The sequence below is a fragment of the Gulosibacter molinativorax genome (assembly GCF_003010915.2).
Lineage (GTDB): Bacteria > Actinomycetota > Actinomycetes > Actinomycetales > Microbacteriaceae > Gulosibacter > Gulosibacter molinativorax.
On record NZ_CP028426.1, the window covers coordinates 2,336,410 to 2,351,931 of the forward strand.

The following is a 15,522-nucleotide window of genomic DNA, read 5'->3' on the forward strand; positions in this document are numbered from 1 at the left end:
AACTACTCCACGAGCCCCTCTTCGCGCAGCCTCTGCTCGTTGCGCTCCTGCCGCTTCATCGCGCGCTTCTCGAGCGCACCCTCGACCACGACGTACAGCGCCGGCAGCACGATCAGCGTCAGCAGCGTCGACGACAACAGGCCACCGATCACGACGATCGCCATCGGCTGCGAGATGAACCCGCCGTGCCCGCCGACGCCGATTGCCATCGGCACGAGCGCGAGGATCGTCGCGAGCGCGGTCATGATGATCGGGCGCACACGCCGGCTGCCGCCCGCAAACGTCGCCTCCCGCACAGTGAGCCCGCGACGGCGGTACTGGTTCACGAGGTCGATCAACACGATCGCGTTGGTCACGACGATACCGATCAGCATCAGCACGCCAATGAGCGACGCGACGCCGAGGGGGATGCCGGATGCGACCTGCAGCAGGATCGCGCCGGTCGCGGCGAACGGAATCGAGATGAGCAGCAGGAACGGCTGCAGCAGGCTCTTGAACGTCGCGACCATCACGATATAGACGATCAGGATCGCGGCGAGGAGCGCCAGCCCAAGTTGCTGGAACGCCGCCTGCTGGTCGGCCGCCGTGCCCGCAAGCTCGGCGGATGCGCCGGCCGGCAACTCGACGCCGTCGAGCGATTCCTGGATCGCAGCGCTGAGCCCCCCGAGGTCCTCACTGTCGGTCGACACCGCGATCTCGACATACGGAGTGCCCGAGGATGCATTGATCGCCACGGGCCCGTCGACCACCTCGATATCCGCGAGATCGCTCAGCGGCACCGTGGTCGGGCCGACCTGAATCTCGAGATCCTCGAGCTCGGCGACGCTTTGCGGCGGCTCCTGGCCACCCTCGAAGTAGATGTTCATCGCCTGGCCGTCCATCATGACCTGACCGACTTGCACGGGCTGCAGCGCCTGCGCGATCTGACCGCCGATCGCGACCTCGCTCAGCCCGAGGCGCGCGGCCTCCGCCTGATCAATGTTCAGCCGCACGTAGGGACGCGTCTCGTCGAGGTCGCTCACGGCCTGTGTGACGCCCGCGGTATCCGCGAGCGCGGGCATCACGAGTGCTTCGGCTTCGGCGAGCACCTCCAGGTCGGGCGCCGAAACGCGCACGGTCACCTCATCCGAGAAGCCGCCACCCGCATAGCCGACGGTGACCTGACCGAGGTCGGTGCGCTCTTCGAAGAACTTGACAAGCTCGGCCTGCAGCGCATCCGCGTCCGCATCCGGATCGACCGTCACCGAGAACTGGGCCGAATTCGAGCCGCCGCCGAACATCGCGCTGAACGGATCGGAGCCGTAGCTGAGCTGCACGAGCTCGATCTCGTCGTACTCATCCAGCACGGACTCGACCTTCGCTGCCTCGTCGCTTAGGACGTCGATGGATGCGTTGGCCGGCAGCTCCTGCGAGAGCTGGAAGGTGTTTTGCCCGGCAGAGCCGAGGAAGTTCGTGGTGAGCAACGGCACCATCGCACCGGTACCGATCAGGACGACCAGCGCGCCCGCGAGCGTGGCCCACGGACGGCGGATCACCCAACCCAGGATGGGCTCGAAGATCCGCTGCAACCAGTTACGCGGCTCAGACTCGGCCTGCTCGAGCGCCGCGTCGCGCTCGGCGACGGTGACGTGCGCGTAGGCGGTCGAGACGTATTCGGGCTCGGTGGTTGAGTTTGTCGAAGCCACCGCCGCCTCGCCGGTTGATCTTGTCGAAGCCACCTCGACAGGCTCGTCGACCTCGATGCCCCCGGTGTGCTCCTCGACGGGAGCCGCGTGCTTCCCGGCGCCCCCGATCGCGGGTACCTGCCCGCGCACCTTCGAGCCGCCCATGAACCAATACGCGAGCACCGGCACGATCGTGAGCGACACGAGCAGCGACGCGATCATCGCGAGCGCGCTCGTGAACGCGAACGGCCGGAAGAGCTCGCCCGTGATGTCGGCGACGAACATGATCGGCACGTACACCGCAACGGTCGAGATCGTCGACGCCGTCACCGCCGAGGCAACCTCGCGCACGGCATCCGAGATGACCTCCACACGCTCCCGGCCACGCAGCGAGGCGGTCGGATGCAGGGAAAGGTGACGACGGATGTTCTCGACCACCACGATCGAGTCATCGACGACCCGGCCGATCGCGATCGTGAGCGCGCCTAGCGTGAGCATGTTCAGCGAGTAGCCCGCGAACTGCAGCCCGATAAACGTCACAAGCAGCGAGGTCGGGATCGAAATCGCGGTGATGATCGTCGCGCGGAACGACAGCAGGAACACGAAGATGACGATCACGGCGAAGAGCAGGCCGAGCAGGCCCTCGTTCACGAGCGTGTCGATCGACTGCACGATGAACGGCGCCTGGTCGACACCGACGACGATCTGGACATCCTCACCGACGGCCGCGCTGAGCTCTTCCTCGAGTTCGGGCAGGGCCGCGACCACCGCATCCGAAACCTCGACCGTGTTGGCGTCGGGCCGCTTCGTGATCGACAGGGTCAGCGCATCCTCGCCGTTCACGCGCGAAATGCTATCGATGGGGTCGTAATTACGTTCGAGATCGGCGACGGTGTCGAGAGTGACGACGTCTCCACTCTCGGGAACTTCGGCGCCGAGCACCGGCATCTCGGCGAGGTCGGCGACGTCCTCGACTACGTGCCCCGCCTGCACCGTGAGGGTCTCGCCGCCCTCCGTGATCTGCCCCGCGGGCACGAGCACGCCCGCGTTCTCGAGCGTGTCCGTGATCGACTCGATCGTGAGCCCGTTCGCCGCGAGCGCCTCCTGATCGGGCGTGATCGTGATCCGCTCGGATCGGTCGCCATAAAGGTCGACCGCGCGCACGCCCTCGAGCGAGCGCAGCTCGCCTATCGTCTCGACGCGCAGGTGCTCCGCGACCGCGATCGCATCCCCACCCGTCACCGCGAGCTGAATCACCGGCAGGTCGTCGACGCCGCCCGACATGACGCTCGAGTCCGAGTCCTCCGGCAGCTGGCCATCGATGCGGTTGAGCGCTTGCTGGATGCGCTGCTCGGCATAGACGATGTCGGTGCCGTAGGTGAAGCTCGCGAACACCATCGAGGAGCCCGCACTCGAGACGGTCGTTGTCTCCTCGAGGCCCTGCAGCCCCTGCAGCGCCGACTCGATCGGCCCCGTCACGTCGTTGTCGACGATCTCGGGGGATGCGCCGGGGTACGTCGTGATGACGGAGACCTGCGGCAGCGAGATCGACGGGATGAGTTCCTGCTTGAGCGAGGTCATCGAAGTGACGCCGAAAAAGGCGATCGTCACGGTGATGAGCGCGATCAACGCACGGTTGGTCAGGCTGAGTCTGGCGAGGCGATGCACCCATCGATCCTCCCACACTCAAGTGAAACGGTGCAGCTTTGCCCGGTTTTCCGCACAGGTTCGTAAGTCGGCTGCGGATGCACAGCAACCGCTCAGCTGCCTCAGTTGCAAGTTCTCAAAGTCGCGATATATCTTGTCTTTATCGCGATATATCGCGTTGTGCAGCCGTGCTCACCACCTCGGGCACGTAAGGCAAAGCACCGAAGAACTGGAGTACCCCGTGGCCATCGAACAGTGGCATGTCGACACCCCAAAGACCATCGATCTCGAACTCGTCCGTCACGTCCGCGTCAACATGATGGGCGGCTCCGTCAACGTCATGACGCACGACCTCCCCTCGACCCGTGTCGAGGTTTCCTCGCTGACCGGTCGCGACATGAAGATCGCGATCGACGGCGACAACCTCATCATCGACCACCCGCAGCTTGGCTGGGGATCGCTCGGCGAATCCGCGCGCACGCTCGTCGACCCACCCAAGGCGACCGTGAGCATCCTCGTGCCGAAGAGCGTGAGCGTCAACGTCAAGGCGACGAGCGCGGACGTGCTCGTCACCGGCATCGACGGCGACATCTCGATCACGACGATCGGCGGCGAGCACTTCATGGACAGCACGTCCGGCAAGCTGCACCTCACATCGGCCGGCGGCGAGCTCAGCGTGCGCGGCCACGCTGGCGCCGTCGAGGCCCGCACCGCGACCGGTGACGTCACGGTGACCGGCAAGATCACGAGCTTCGATGGCAACACGATCTCGGGCTCGACCGTGATCGATCTCGCGAGTGAGGATGCATCCCCCGCCTCGATCTCGAACGCCTCGGTCTCGGGCGCGACGACCGTGCGCCTCCCCGAGAACACGAACGCAAGCTACCAGTTCGCGACCGTCGCGACGAAGGTGCAGGTTGGCGAGCTGATCGTCGACCCGCAGTACGGCAAGGTCGCGCGCTACGAGGCGCCGATCCCCGGCGAGCCGATCACCGACATTCGCCTCAGCACGGTTGCTGGCCGCATCACCGTCATCGGCGGGCTGCCCGTTTCGACCGGTGCTAGCGGCGCTGCTGCTGGTGCCGGTGAGGCGGATGCGCAGGCCGGTTCGGGCGCGCAGGCCGACTCGAGTGCGCAGGCCGGTTCGAATGCGCAGGCACCTGGGCGGTTTGCCACCGACCTCGGCAACGGCGGCGGCGCTGCTAGTGGTACCGCTGCTGGTACTGGTGCCGGTGCAGGTTCGGCTGCCGGCCCAAGCGGCGCTGCTACGGCTGACGCCGCAGACGGCGGCGCCGCCCAGGCGACCGGGACACAAGCTACGGCCGCACCTGCATCGTGGGCGGTTCCGTGGAACAACAATATTGACCTCGAGAACGCGCCGCGTGTGGAGGGCAACGTTGTCCCGCCGGCCGAGGGCGCGGCTCCCGCGACTCACGGCGAGCCGCCAGCAGGCACGCACACCGCCGCCGCGGCTGCGGGCAACACCTCGAACCCCCGGCAGCCCGCCGGTGACAGCCCGGTGAGCCCCGAGGACGAAAAACCAGAGAGCGAGGAACAGCGATGACCCCGCCAGTCTTTGGCCACGGCGAACTGCGGCTCGTGCTGCTGACGCTCATCGCACAGGAACCGCGCCACGGCTACGACCTCATCCACGCGCTCAACGAGCACTTCGAAGGCGACTACTCGCCTTCGGCGGGCACCATTTACCCGCGGCTCGCGAAGCTGCAGGAAGAGGGACTCGTCACCAAGACCCAGGACGGTCGCAAGACCGTCTACACGATCACCGAGGCCGGTCGACGCGAAGTTGAGCAGCGTCGCGAGGAGTTCGAACGCATCACGACCGAGCGCACCGACGAGGTTCGCACGCTCGCACAGTCGGCACGCGCCGGACTCGCGCAGGCCCGCCGCGGCCTGCGCGAAGAGCTCGATCAGATCGCGACGCAGGCTCGCGCGGCCGCCGAAGAGGCACTCCACCGAGAGCGCGCCGCGGCTGAAGCCGAGGCGACTGCCGCCGCTCAGAAGGTTGCCGAGCGCGCGGCCGCCGAGGCTGCCGCGAAGGCCGCGGCCGCGGAAGCCGCCGGTCGGGCACGCGGCGTACATCCAGACGACCACACCGCGCCGCGGGGCGGCTTTGGCCAGACCGGCGCCGCACAGCCAGGCACCGGCGCTGGCCAGCAGGGCGTAGGCGAACCCGGCGCGAGTGGCCCCGGCGCGGAACAGAAGGGCACTGGGCAACAGGCACCGTTTGGCGTTCACACCCTGTTCGGCAAGCGCTCCGCGCCGACGGTTCCGACCACCGAGTCGGGTTCGACCGCGACCGGCACCGACGCACCCGCAACCGCCCCGGGTGCATCCGTGCCCGGCGGCTCGACGGGCGCACCCATGGCTGGCGACGCAACCGGCGCATCCGCAACCGGCTCGACAGACTCGACCGGCGCATCCACCTCGGCGGGCTCGACCCAGGCGACCGACCCGCTTGCCGCTGCCGCGCTGGAACGTTCCCAGCGCATCCGCCGAGTGGATGTCGCGCTGCAGCAGTTCCGCATGGAGCTGCGGCAGGATGCGCGCGAGGCGAACCAGCTCGGAGGCCTCGACGAGGAAATCGTCAGCGAGCTCGAGACGCAGCTGCGCGAGACGCGTCGCCGCCTCGGCTCGCTGCTGCGCGTGCACCGGTAGTAGCGTGACGGGGTGAGTAATCCCGCAGCGCACGGCCAGGCAGTCCCGACGGACCCGCCGACCAACCCACGAACACCAGTCCCCGATCTCCTTCGGAACGCGGGGCTGGTGTTTGTTGGTGGTGCGCTTGGCGCGCTTCTGCGTGCGGTCCTCATCGAATTGTTTCCCGCGGATGCCACGTCTGCGACCACGCTCGCGATCAATCTGGTCGGCTCGTTCATGCTGGCCTGGTTGACGGCGGCGCTGTTCGGTCGGCGACCGCGGCTGCAGTTCCTCTTCGGCACCGGATTCCTCGGTGGGTTTACGACCTACTCGGCCCTCGCGCTGGATGTCACCACGCGACTGATTCGCGGCGACATGACCGGTCTGCTCATCGCGGTGCTCTCGCTCGCGGGCGGCATCGCACTTGCGCGCATCGGCTGGCAGCTCGGGCGGCTGGGCCGACGCAAGCACCCGCCCAGCGAACCGCCGACGGTTCCCGGAGGAACGGCGGTGGCACCGTGAGCACCGAAATCCTGCTCGGTGTGGCCGTCTTCGGCGGGCTCGGTGCCGCGTGCCGCTACATCATCAGCACCCTTCTGACCGAGAACGGCAAGTGGTCAGGCCCAGGTTCGATCGCGCTCATCAATGTGCTCGGGTCACTTGGCCTCGGGATCACCGTGGGCCTCGCGATCGAGGGCCCGCTGCTTGCGTGGCTCGCCACCGGGTTCTTCGGCGGTTTCACCACCTTCGGCACGGTGAGCGTGGATGTGGTGCGCCTCGCGCAGTCCGGCAAGGGCTGGCGCGCGGCCTGGTACTCGATCGGTCAATTTGCGCTTGCCGTGCTGTTCGTCGTCGCAGGCGCGCTCCTCTTTACTATGCCGCCGCAGTAGTGCGGGTTCGCTCTTAGTCGATGAGGCGATCGATGACGTCTTCGCTGACCTCGATGGCCTGATCCAGCGCATCCGTCGTCTCAACGCCCGGGCCGTAACCGAGGAACGCAACGCGCTGATCGCGACGCGACCAGCCGCCGCTGATCTTGGGCGTTCCGCCCGCATCCCGCAGACCGAGCGGCGACAGGTGGCGCGCCGACTCGCGGCCACCCGTGGCCCAGACCACCGCATCCACGGCCTCGAATGAGCCATCCTCGAACTCGACGCCGGACTCGGTGAAGTGGTGGATCGGGCCCCGGGAGGTCAGCGTGCCGCGACGAACCGCGTCAAAAATGGTGCGCGTCATCGGCAGCCCGCGCACCGCGACGTCGCTCGGCATGGGCTTGCCCCGCGCGGCAAGTCGCTCGACGCGGCGGCGCGAATTCAGCCCGACCTCGCCCACCGTGAGCTGCCGCCCGCGCTGGAGGCTGAATCGCGGCGGTTCCAGGAAATCGGGTTCGCGCCGCGTCGCCCAGAACATCTGCGCGCCGAGTCGCTCGAGCTCGAGCAAGACAGAGACCGCCGTTCGTCCGCCACCGACGACGAGAACCCGCTTGCCCGCGAACGGCTGCAGCGTCTCGATCACCTGCGCGTGCGTCGTCTCGCCGGAGTAGCGATTGAGGCCGCGATACCAGGGCACGAACGGCGCCGACCACGTGCCCGTGGCGTTGATTACGAGGAGCGTCTCGTACTGAGTGCGCCGGCCGTTGGCGTGCTCGACGGTGACACGCATCTCATCGCGGCGCAGACGGGACTCGACCTTCACGACACGTAACGAGTGCGCGACATAGAGGTCGTATGCATCCTCGTACCCCTGCCAGACTCGCGGCACGACATCGCGCGCGAGCAGCGAGTGCTCGAGATCATTGAAGCTCAGTCCGATCTCGGCCTGACCCGCGAGGTCGACGAGTTCGCCGCTTCGCAGCGCCTCCTTGATCGTCAAGAAGTCCCAAGCGCGGCGCCATGTCCCGCCCGGGCCGGGTTGCTCATCCAATACCGCGAAGTCTTTCAGCGGCTCTTGGCCGAGCGCTTTAAGCGAATATGCTGCAGTAAGTCCCGCCGCGCCCGCACCAATCACAACGGTGTCTATTCGTTGTATATCGGACATCGGGCTCCTCTATTGACGGGATGCAGGGGAAGGTGACGGGTGCGACACCTGTAGCTCCGACGCATCCATTATTAGAGGATACGGGCACGGGTGCGCGAAACACGTCGCACCGTGTCGTCATGATAAACTCGCGTCATTAGATTTCATCACTACCATTGGTGGCCGGTCTGACTCATGGCTCGACCGGCCCGCGAGCTATTGAGGGGGTTACGCATATGGGGCGTGGCCGTCAGAAGGCAAAGTACACCAAGGTCGCTCGGGAGTTGAAGTACAACGTTCCCGAGACGAACTATGAGCAATTGCAGCGAGAATTGCAGGGCTCCCGTACTGAGCATGAAGAAGACGAGCTCTCGAAGTGGTCGGAATACCTCGACGAAGACGAAGAAAATTCGGACGAGGACACTGAAGACTACGATCAGCGTCGACTTGCGTAAGTCATAGCGACCCAATGGACTCGCTCCAAGCTCCCGGCTTCGGGATTGCCTTCATTCTTGGGCTCATCCTCGTGCTGGGCAACGTCATGGCGATCACGTCGATCCGCCTTGCGATGCAGGGGCGAATTACCCCCGACACGATGGCGGGCATTCGCACCAATGCGACCCGCGCGACGCCGGAGACTTGGGATGCTGCGCACACCGCCGCTTGGCCTTGGGCGCTCGTACTCAACGGGCTCGGCGCCATTGGCAGCATCGCGGTGATGGTGACGGGTAACTCGGTCGGGCCGTTCTTGGCAGCTGCCGGGTTCACTGTGGTGTGCACGATCGCTGGCGCGCTCGCGCAGATCATCGTCGGGCACCGCGCCGCGACGCGCGTCCTGAAGCGGTAGCTCTCACTTCGAGCTTGGGCGCGGGCCGCGTTGTCAGCGGTCCCGCGAACTTCGCAAAACCGTCACTCGATGCGCTTCGCGACGCCCAGACTGCATCGAACGACGGGCCTGCGGAGTCACCTCCGCAAAACCGCCACTCGATGCACTTCGCGACGCCCGGACTGCATCCAACGACGGGCCTGCGGAGTCACCTCCGCAAAACCGCCACTCGATGCACTTCGCGCGTGGCGTGAGCCGCGAAAAGTCGCAGGCTACCGCGAACTAGCCCGCGTAGCTCCCGACGAGGCGCACAGCACCGCCGTCGACGCCCTTCGCGCCTTGTTCGAAGCCCTCGAAATCACGCGGGGCGGTCGAGACGCGGCCCGCGACCCAACCGTCCAGGCCCTCTTCCTTGCATGCCGCGAGCACTGCATCCGCCTGCGAAGCATCGACGATCGCGAACATGCCGATGCCGAGGTTCCAGGTGCCCTCCATGTCCTCGAGGCGTGCGCCGGCCATGTCGGTGAGCACGCGGAAGACGGGCAGCGGCGACCACAGGCCACGGTCGAGCTCGACCCACGAACCCTGCGGCAGCACCCGCGCGAGGTTCGCCGCGATGCCGCCGCCGGTCACGTGTGAGAACGCGTGAATTGCGCCGTCGAGTTCGGGACGACGCAGGATGCGCACGAGCTCGCCCGTGTAGAGGCGGGTCGGCTCGAGCAGCTGCTCGCCCCACGTGCGGCCGAAGTCCTCGGCCTGGTCGGTGTACCCGATGCCACTGTCGGCGATGATGCGGCGCACGAGCGAATAGCCGTTGGAGTGGAAGCCCGAGGACGCGAGTGAGATGATGACGTCGCCGTCCTTGACCCGCTCAGCGCCGAGAACGCGATCGGCATCGACGACACCGGTCGCGGCACCCGCGACGTCGTAGTCATCCGGACCGAGCAGGCCCGGGTGCTCCGCGGTCTCGCCGCCGGTCAACGCGGTACCCGTCGCGGCACACGCCTTCGCGATGCCCTCGACGATCGCAGCGATGCGCTCGGGAACGACGCGGCCGCACGCGATGTAATCGGTCATGAACAGGGGCTCGGCACCGACCACGATGATGTCGTCGACCACCATGCCAACGAGGTCCTGCCCGATCGTGTCGTGCTTGTCGATCGCCTGCGCGATCGCGACCTTGGTACCAACGCCGTCGGTCGAGGTCGCGAGCAGCGGCTTGCGCATCCCCTGCAGCTTCGACGCGTCGAAGAGGCCAGCAAATCCACCGAAGCCACCGAGCACCTCGGGGCCGTGCGTCGCCTGCACCGCCTGCTTCATGAGCTCGACGGCGTGGTCGCCGGCTCGGGTGTCGACACCGGCGGATGCATACAGGTCGCGCTCTTCGGCCACGGCCACTCCTCTCGTCTGGAAAGTCCGTGTTCCAGCCTAGTCGCGCGCGCGGCCCGTGCGGAATTCGGAACGCTTGTGGTCGCATCCACTGAAAAAAGTGCACGCACGTGCAACGCCGCCGGCGAGTCGCCGCGTGTCGCGCTCATACGTGCACAATTTTCTTTGCTGGCGGGCTGGATGCGCCGGGCGGGCTGGATGCGCCGGGCGGGCTGGATGCGCCGGGCAGGCTGGATGCGCCGGGCAGGCTGGATGCGCCGGGCAGGCCGGATGCGCGCCGAGCCTAGTCGACGAGGCGGGAGCGCAGCGAGATGAGCTCGGCCTCGGTCATGCCGGCGTCGATCAAGTCAGCCCACGGATCGAACTCCTCGAGCTGCTCGACCACGGCCGACTCGATCGTGTACCCCTGCTCGGCTAAGCGTGCGGCAATTGCGTCGGCTCGGTCGGGGAAGTCGAGCCGCTTGAAGAACGGCCCAAGTTCGTTCGCGCTCATCGCGTAGTCGGCTGCGATCGCCGCAGGCTCCACTTCCGCGAGCGCGAGCAGCGCAAACGTGAGCAGGCCCGTGCGGTCGCGACCGATCGCGCAGTGATAGACCACCCCGCCCGGAGATGCCGCGAGCGCCCGCAGCACGGCGACAACTCGATGCGGCTGCTCTTTAATAACCGGACTAAAGAAACGCGGCGAGCCAAGCCGCCCCTCCTGCGCAAGTCGCTTCCAGAACTCGATATCGCCGGTCGCATCCAGCGGCACCCGCACCCCGAAAATCCCGTCGGGGAACTGCGGCTCCGGCGTCGGCGGCACTCGATGCGCGTTGGCCTGCGCCTCGTTCTCATTGCGAGGCTTGAGCCGCGTCTCGAAGTCGTTACGCAGATCGAGCACCGTCTGGAAGCCGCTGATCCCCAGCTGCTCGAGCCCCGCATCCGTGACGAAGCGAAGGTCGGCCGAGCGCGCGAATCGACCGAACATGGTTTCTCCGCCGCCGATCCGCGGCAGCCCGCCGAGATCGCGCGCGTTGTAGAAACCGTCCCAGCCCAGCTTTCGATGTTCCATCAAGCCATTGTGCCTTGCATCGCCTGAAGCGAACCGGATCTCCCGGATGCGCCCTGAAAGTGACAGAATGGTGAACTGTCCCAAATTCTTCAGCCAAGGGAGCACCATCCACCGTGTGCGGCATCGTCGGTCACGTCTCTTCAAGCCCTGTTAATCAGCAAATCTATGACTCGCTCCTGCTTCTGCAGCACCGAGGACAGGATTCGACCGGCATCGCCACCGCGTCGGGCAACACCTTCCACACCATCAAGCGCGCGGGCCAGGTCCGCGAGGCATACCGGACCCGCGACATGCGCACGCTGCTCGGCAACGTCGGTCTCGGTCACGTCCGCTACGCGACGTCCGGCGCTAGCACCGACGACGAGGTGCAGCCGTTCTACGTGAACGCGCCCTACGGCATCCTGCTCGTGCACAACGGCAACCTCACCAACACCCGTGAGCTGACAGACGAGCTCTTCCGCATCGACCGCCGCCACCTCAACTCGTCGAGCGACACCGAGCTGCTGCTTAACGTGCTCGCGAACGAGCTGCAGCAGTCGATCAACGGCGAGGCACTCACTCCCGCAGACATCTTCGATGCCGTCGCGAAGCTGCACAACCGCGTCGAGGGTTCGTACGCCGCGCTCGCGATCATCGCAGGCCACGGCCTGCTCGCCTTCCGCGATCCGTTCGGCATCCGTCCGCTCGTGCTCGGTCGGCGAATGGGCGAGGACGGTCGCGACGAATGGGTCGTCGCATCCGAATCGCTCGTGCTCACGGCGTTCGGCTACGACGTCGTCCGCGAGGTTGCGCCGGGCGAAGCGATCTTCATCGACACGAACGGCCAGATGACCTCGCGCCAGTGCGCAACGAATGCTCGACTCGCGCCATGCGCGTTCGAGTACGTCTACCTCGCGCGGCCCGACTCGGTGATGAACGGCATCTCGGTCTACGACACCCGCCTCAACATGGGCGAGAAGCTCGCCCGCAAGGTCGAGCGTGAAATGGATGTGTCCGACGTCGACGTCGTCATGCCGATCCCCGACTCTGCGCGTCCTTCGGCGATGCAGGTCGCTCATGTGCTCGGTATTCCCTACCGCGAGGGCTTCTACAAGAACCGCTACGTCGGCCGAACCTTCATCATGCCGGGCCAGGAGGTCCGCAAGAAGTCGGTGCGCCAGAAGCTCAACGCGCTCGAGCGAGAGTTCGAGGGCAAGAACGTGCTGCTCGTCGACGACTCGATCGTGCGCGGCACAACGTCGAAGCAGATCATCGACATGGCTCGCGCTGCTGGCGCGAAGAAGGTCTATTTCGCATCCGCTGCGCCCGCCGTGCGTTACCCGCACGTGTACGGCATCAACATGCCGACTCGGGCCGAGCTGGTCGCTTCCTCACGCACGACCGAAGAAGTCTGCAAGGTCATTGGCGCGGACAAGCTGGTCTATCAAGACGTTGAAGACCTGTTTGACGCGATCACGCAGGGCACGAACCTCACCGAGCTCGACCTCTCGCCATTCACCGGCGAATACGTCACCGGCACGGTCACGGATGAATACCTGGCGTATCTCGAGGCCAACCGGATTTCCTAGCGGGTCGGGGCGGTCCTGCCTCGAGCCGGGGTGGAAGACCCGCGAGGTAGGGTGGATGCGCTGAGCCGGGTCGTTCTACCAACCCGGCTCAGCACAAACACCACGGCTCACATTCACCGGGGTCCATGACGTTAACCCATAAGGTCCCTATGCAGGCAATACCTCGGCGCGCGCTTCCCAGCTCGTAACGGGCGGGAAGGCGTCTGCGTCGGTGATGATCTCAATGAGCGTCACGCGCCCGCTACCGATCGATTCGTTCAGTGCAGCAGTGAGCTGGCCGACAGTTTCGACGCGGATGCCGTGGGCTCCGGCAGCACGGGCGATAGCCGTGTGGTCAACCTCGGCGAATTCAATCGCCGTCGTGGTCTCGGAAAACTGCACGAGTTCCGCATGCTTCTGGAACCCAAGAATCGAGTTGTTCAACAGCAGCACGGTTAGGGAAATGTTTTCGCGCACCGCGGTCTCAAGCTCTTGCCATACGTGACCGAAACCGCCATCACCGGTAACACAGATCACATCCGAGCTTGGCTGCACGATTTTGGCGCCAAGTGCCATCGGGAAACCCCAGCCCAGGCCAGCCATCCCCCGCGGCGACAGGAATTTCTGCCCCGGAGTGCGTGCTGTGAGGTAGTTTGACATCCAAATCGTCGAGTAACTTGCGTCAGCCACAACGATCGAATCGTTAGCGAGGCGCCGGTCCAACTCAGCCATGACGCGTTCAGGGCGCAGAGGCTCAGCGTCAAAATCAACGAGATCTTCGAGGATTTCGCGACTCGACTCCCGCGCCTGCGCAATCTTGGCTTCGAGCTCAGACCGCTGCTCGAGACGCACTTTATGCACACCAATAGCGTCGAGGGCCTCAGTAAGATCCTCGAGCGCAGAACGAACGTCTCCAACCAACCGCAGCGCTTCGTACGTGCGGCCGATCTCAGTGCTGTCAATGTCGACATGAATGACTTTGGCCCCCTCTGGAATAAGCTTCCAGCCATCGGTGCCGTTTTCGTTTGTCCGATTACCGAGTAACACCACCAGATCGGACTCGGCAATCATGTCGCGATGTGCATGCGTTGTTGAACGTTTACCCATCACGTTGCCAACGACACCGAGAGACAGCGGATGGGTTTCCGCTACAGACCCTTTACCCATGTTGGTCGTCGCGACGGGGATCGAAAAGTGATCCTGTAGGCAAGCCAGTTCATTGAATGCGCCGGAGCGTTGCACTCCACCACCCGCAATGACAATGGGGTTCTTCGCTGCCAGGATGAGGCCTGCGGCTTCTTCGGTTGCGCGGCGTTCGGGTCTGGGTCGGTCAAGTGGAAAATTTCCCAGCTTCGCGTCCCGAATGAACGGTTCGGATTTCGATTCGGTGATCATCACGTCTTTCGGCAGCAGCAGTACCACGGGACCAGGACGCCCCGAAGTTGCAGCGGTTATCGCCATATCGACGTAGTCAGCCGCGCGGCTCGGATCGTTCAACTGTCGAATCCACTTTGCGCAGCCTGAAAAGAGCTCAAAGTGATCGAGCTCCTGGAACGCGTTGCGGTCTCTGGTCTCGGTCGGCACATCCTGAACAACCACAAGCATCGGAATGGATGCGAGCATCGCCTCGGTCATCGGCGGCACGAGCAGCGTCGCGGCCGGCCCGTTCTGGGCTCCGATCACCGAGATGCGTCCGCTGATGCGGGAGGCACCGTCAGCCATCGCGCCGCCCGCGTTCTCGGTGCGATACATCACTTGGCGAATACCGGCTTTTTCTGCGGCCAAGAAGAACGCCGAGGGCAGCGATTGGCCAAAAATTTCAGTAATGCCATGGCGCGAGAGCGATGCAATAACTTCTTCGACAACAGTCTTTGTGGACATTAGATTCCTTTGAAGCAATCAGTCAGTAAGTGCGAGAGCCCTAATGGGGCTGGCGCTGGAGCCTTCTAGAGGAAGTGGAACTCCGATGAACTGAAAGCGATGTGCCGGAATTCGATCAATACGATCAAGGTTCTCGATAATCCCAATAAAATCGCTCTGTTCCAGGCCCAGTGATTCTGGGCGCAAGAAATTGGTATGGATTGGCGCTGTTTGCGCGCCTGAGGTTGTTTCTGGCGTCCCGAGATCCACCCCTAGGGTGCGGATGCGCTTCGCTCGGAGCCACTCCCCCGATTCTTTTGTTAGTCCAGGATGCGCGCGAAGGTAGGTTTCTTGATCGGTTGCGGCGTACTGCGACCACCCCGTGTGGATCAGTACGATGTCATCAGTCTGAATTGTTTGACCCGATTCTTGCTCGGCACGTTCAAGGTCTGCCGGTGTGATCTCGCTATGCTTCGCCGCGCTGCTAGAGCAATCAAGCCATATAGCGGTGCCCAGACCGTATTCGACCGGGATTCGGTCTGCGGTGAATTCGGTGTCAGGACTGGCGTGCCAGGGCGCATCCATATGTGTGCCGGTATTGCCATTCATAATCCATTGCTCATTTTGAAATGAGACACGTTTACCGTCGTAATCATTGCGACGTTCAGTGCTCGCATATGCCCAATGGTTCAGCGACCCCACAATTTTTACTGGGGTGCGACCATGCGTAGGGTGCCCTGCCATACCTTCACGAATCACATACGTCAGGTCGGTAACGGTACTCGTCACGGGTTCTTCACTTCCAATCAGTGAAAGGGTCTCGGGCCTTGCCCCTATTGGCGGGGCAAGGCCCGAGAGATGTTA

The 15,522-nt window shown here is 64.8% G+C and carries 14 protein-coding genes; 8 read left to right on the top strand and 6 right to left on the bottom strand.

All coding sequences use genetic code 11. The features are described from left to right. Positions 1 to 2 precede the first annotated feature (2 nt). Positions 3 to 3,332, bottom strand: a complete 3,330-nt coding sequence (locus GMOLON4_RS10755; protein WP_051266839.1) for an efflux RND transporter permease subunit — start codon at positions 3,330 to 3,332, stop codon at positions 3 to 5. A 220-nt stretch (positions 3,333 to 3,552) separates the two neighbouring features. Here GMOLON4_RS10755 and GMOLON4_RS10760 point away from each other — a divergent pair, with 220 nt between their 5' ends. From GMOLON4_RS10760 to GMOLON4_RS10775, 4 genes are read left to right on the top strand one after another with little or no spacing between them, the layout of a single operon-like run. Beyond that, complete coding sequence (locus GMOLON4_RS10760) at positions 3,553 to 4,875, top strand: DUF4097 family beta strand repeat-containing protein (RefSeq protein ID WP_051266827.1); 1,323 nt, start codon at positions 3,553 to 3,555, stop codon at positions 4,873 to 4,875. Continuing rightward, positions 4,872 to 5,987 (top strand): PadR family transcriptional regulator, encoded by a 1,116-nt coding sequence (locus GMOLON4_RS10765; protein ID WP_051266825.1) that lies wholly within the window; start codon positions 4,872 to 4,874, stop codon positions 5,985 to 5,987. Before GMOLON4_RS10760 ends, GMOLON4_RS10765 begins: the two co-directional genes overlap by 4 nt. Before the next feature lie 12 nt (positions 5,988 to 5,999). Then, positions 6,000 to 6,491, top strand: a complete 492-nt coding sequence (locus GMOLON4_RS10770) for a fluoride efflux transporter FluC (RefSeq protein WP_084147509.1) — start codon at positions 6,000 to 6,002, stop codon at positions 6,489 to 6,491. Beyond that, entirely contained in the window at positions 6,488 to 6,859 is a 372-nt protein-coding gene (locus GMOLON4_RS10775; RefSeq protein ID WP_026936951.1) for a CrcB family protein, read from the top strand. The genes GMOLON4_RS10770 and GMOLON4_RS10775 overlap by 4 nt, the downstream gene beginning before the upstream one ends. Positions 6,860 to 6,872: 13 nt before the next feature. On the opposite strand, the gene GMOLON4_RS10780 is transcribed toward GMOLON4_RS10775, so the two are convergent. Then, on the bottom strand, positions 6,873 to 8,006 hold the full coding sequence (locus tag GMOLON4_RS10780) for an NAD(P)-binding domain-containing protein (RefSeq protein WP_084147507.1): 1,134 nt from the start codon (positions 8,004 to 8,006) through the stop codon (positions 6,873 to 6,875). A gap of 215 nt (positions 8,007 to 8,221) precedes the next feature. On the opposite strand from GMOLON4_RS10780, the gene GMOLON4_RS10785 reads away from it, so the two are divergent. Then, positions 8,222 to 8,440, top strand: coding sequence for a DUF3073 domain-containing protein (locus GMOLON4_RS10785; RefSeq protein WP_026936950.1), 219 nt, complete (start codon positions 8,222 to 8,224; stop codon positions 8,438 to 8,440). A gap of 14 nt (positions 8,441 to 8,454) precedes the next feature. Then, positions 8,455 to 8,832, top strand: coding sequence for an SdpI family protein (locus GMOLON4_RS10790; protein WP_026936949.1), 378 nt, complete (start codon positions 8,455 to 8,457; stop codon positions 8,830 to 8,832). A 261-nt stretch (positions 8,833 to 9,093) separates the two neighbouring features. Here the strand turns inward: GMOLON4_RS10790 and purM are convergent, their stop codons facing one another. Further along, positions 9,094 to 10,203 carry a phosphoribosylformylglycinamidine cyclo-ligase gene (gene purM / locus GMOLON4_RS10795; protein WP_026936948.1) on the bottom strand — a complete coding sequence of 370 codons (1,110 nt, stop codon included), beginning with the start codon at positions 10,201 to 10,203 and terminating at the stop codon, positions 9,094 to 9,096. 107 nt (positions 10,204 to 10,310) lie between these two features. Here purM and GMOLON4_RS10800 point away from each other — a divergent pair, with 107 nt between their 5' ends. Then, a complete protein-coding gene (locus GMOLON4_RS10800) occupies positions 10,311 to 10,487 on the top strand; it encodes a hypothetical protein (RefSeq protein ID WP_156892041.1) in 177 nt (58 codons plus the stop codon). On the opposite strand, the gene GMOLON4_RS10805 is transcribed toward GMOLON4_RS10800, so the two are convergent. Continuing rightward, positions 10,484 to 11,251 (bottom strand): tyrosine-protein phosphatase, encoded by a 768-nt coding sequence (locus GMOLON4_RS10805; protein ID WP_169516509.1) that lies wholly within the window; start codon positions 11,249 to 11,251, stop codon positions 10,484 to 10,486. The genes GMOLON4_RS10800 and GMOLON4_RS10805 overlap by 4 nt on opposite strands. Positions 11,252 to 11,364: 113 nt before the next feature. Between GMOLON4_RS10805 and purF the strand changes: the two genes are divergently transcribed. Then, positions 11,365 to 12,819 carry an amidophosphoribosyltransferase gene (gene purF, locus GMOLON4_RS10810; protein WP_026936946.1) on the top strand — a complete coding sequence of 485 codons (1,455 nt, stop codon included), beginning with the start codon at positions 11,365 to 11,367 and terminating at the stop codon, positions 12,817 to 12,819. 147 nt (positions 12,820 to 12,966) lie between these two features. On the opposite strand, the gene GMOLON4_RS10815 is transcribed toward purF, so the two are convergent. Both GMOLON4_RS10815 and GMOLON4_RS10820 read right to left on the bottom strand, forming a co-directional pair. Next, the gene (locus GMOLON4_RS10815) at positions 12,967 to 14,679 is read right to left on the bottom strand and encodes an acetolactate synthase catalytic subunit (RefSeq protein WP_026936945.1); all 1,713 of its coding nucleotides are present in this window, start codon (positions 14,677 to 14,679) and stop codon (positions 12,967 to 12,969) included. A gap of 18 nt (positions 14,680 to 14,697) precedes the next feature. Continuing rightward, positions 14,698 to 15,447 carry a cyclase family protein gene (locus tag GMOLON4_RS10820; RefSeq protein WP_084147505.1) on the bottom strand — a complete coding sequence of 250 codons (750 nt, stop codon included), beginning with the start codon at positions 15,445 to 15,447 and terminating at the stop codon, positions 14,698 to 14,700. Between the last annotated feature and the right edge of the window lie 75 nt (positions 15,448 to 15,522).

Excerpts from the sequence above, each read along its gene's own strand:
- GMOLON4_RS10765 (WP_051266825.1), top strand. The coding sequence starts at position 4,872 with ATGACCCCGCCAGTCTTTGGCCACGGCGAACTGCGGCTCGTGCTGCTG.
- GMOLON4_RS10780 (WP_084147507.1), bottom strand. The coding sequence starts at position 8,006 with ATGTCCGATATACAACGAATAGACACCGTTGTGATTGGTGCGGGCGCG.
- GMOLON4_RS10785 (WP_026936950.1), top strand. The coding sequence starts at position 8,222 with ATGGGGCGTGGCCGTCAGAAGGCAAAGTACACCAAGGTCGCTCGGGAG.
- GMOLON4_RS10790 (WP_026936949.1), top strand. The coding sequence starts at position 8,455 with ATGGACTCGCTCCAAGCTCCCGGCTTCGGGATTGCCTTCATTCTTGGG.
- GMOLON4_RS10805 (WP_169516509.1), bottom strand. The coding sequence starts at position 11,251 with ATGGAACATCGAAAGCTGGGCTGGGACGGTTTCTACAACGCGCGCGAT.
- GMOLON4_RS10815 (WP_026936945.1), bottom strand. The coding sequence starts at position 14,679 with ATGTCCACAAAGACTGTTGTCGAAGAAGTTATTGCATCGCTCTCGCGC.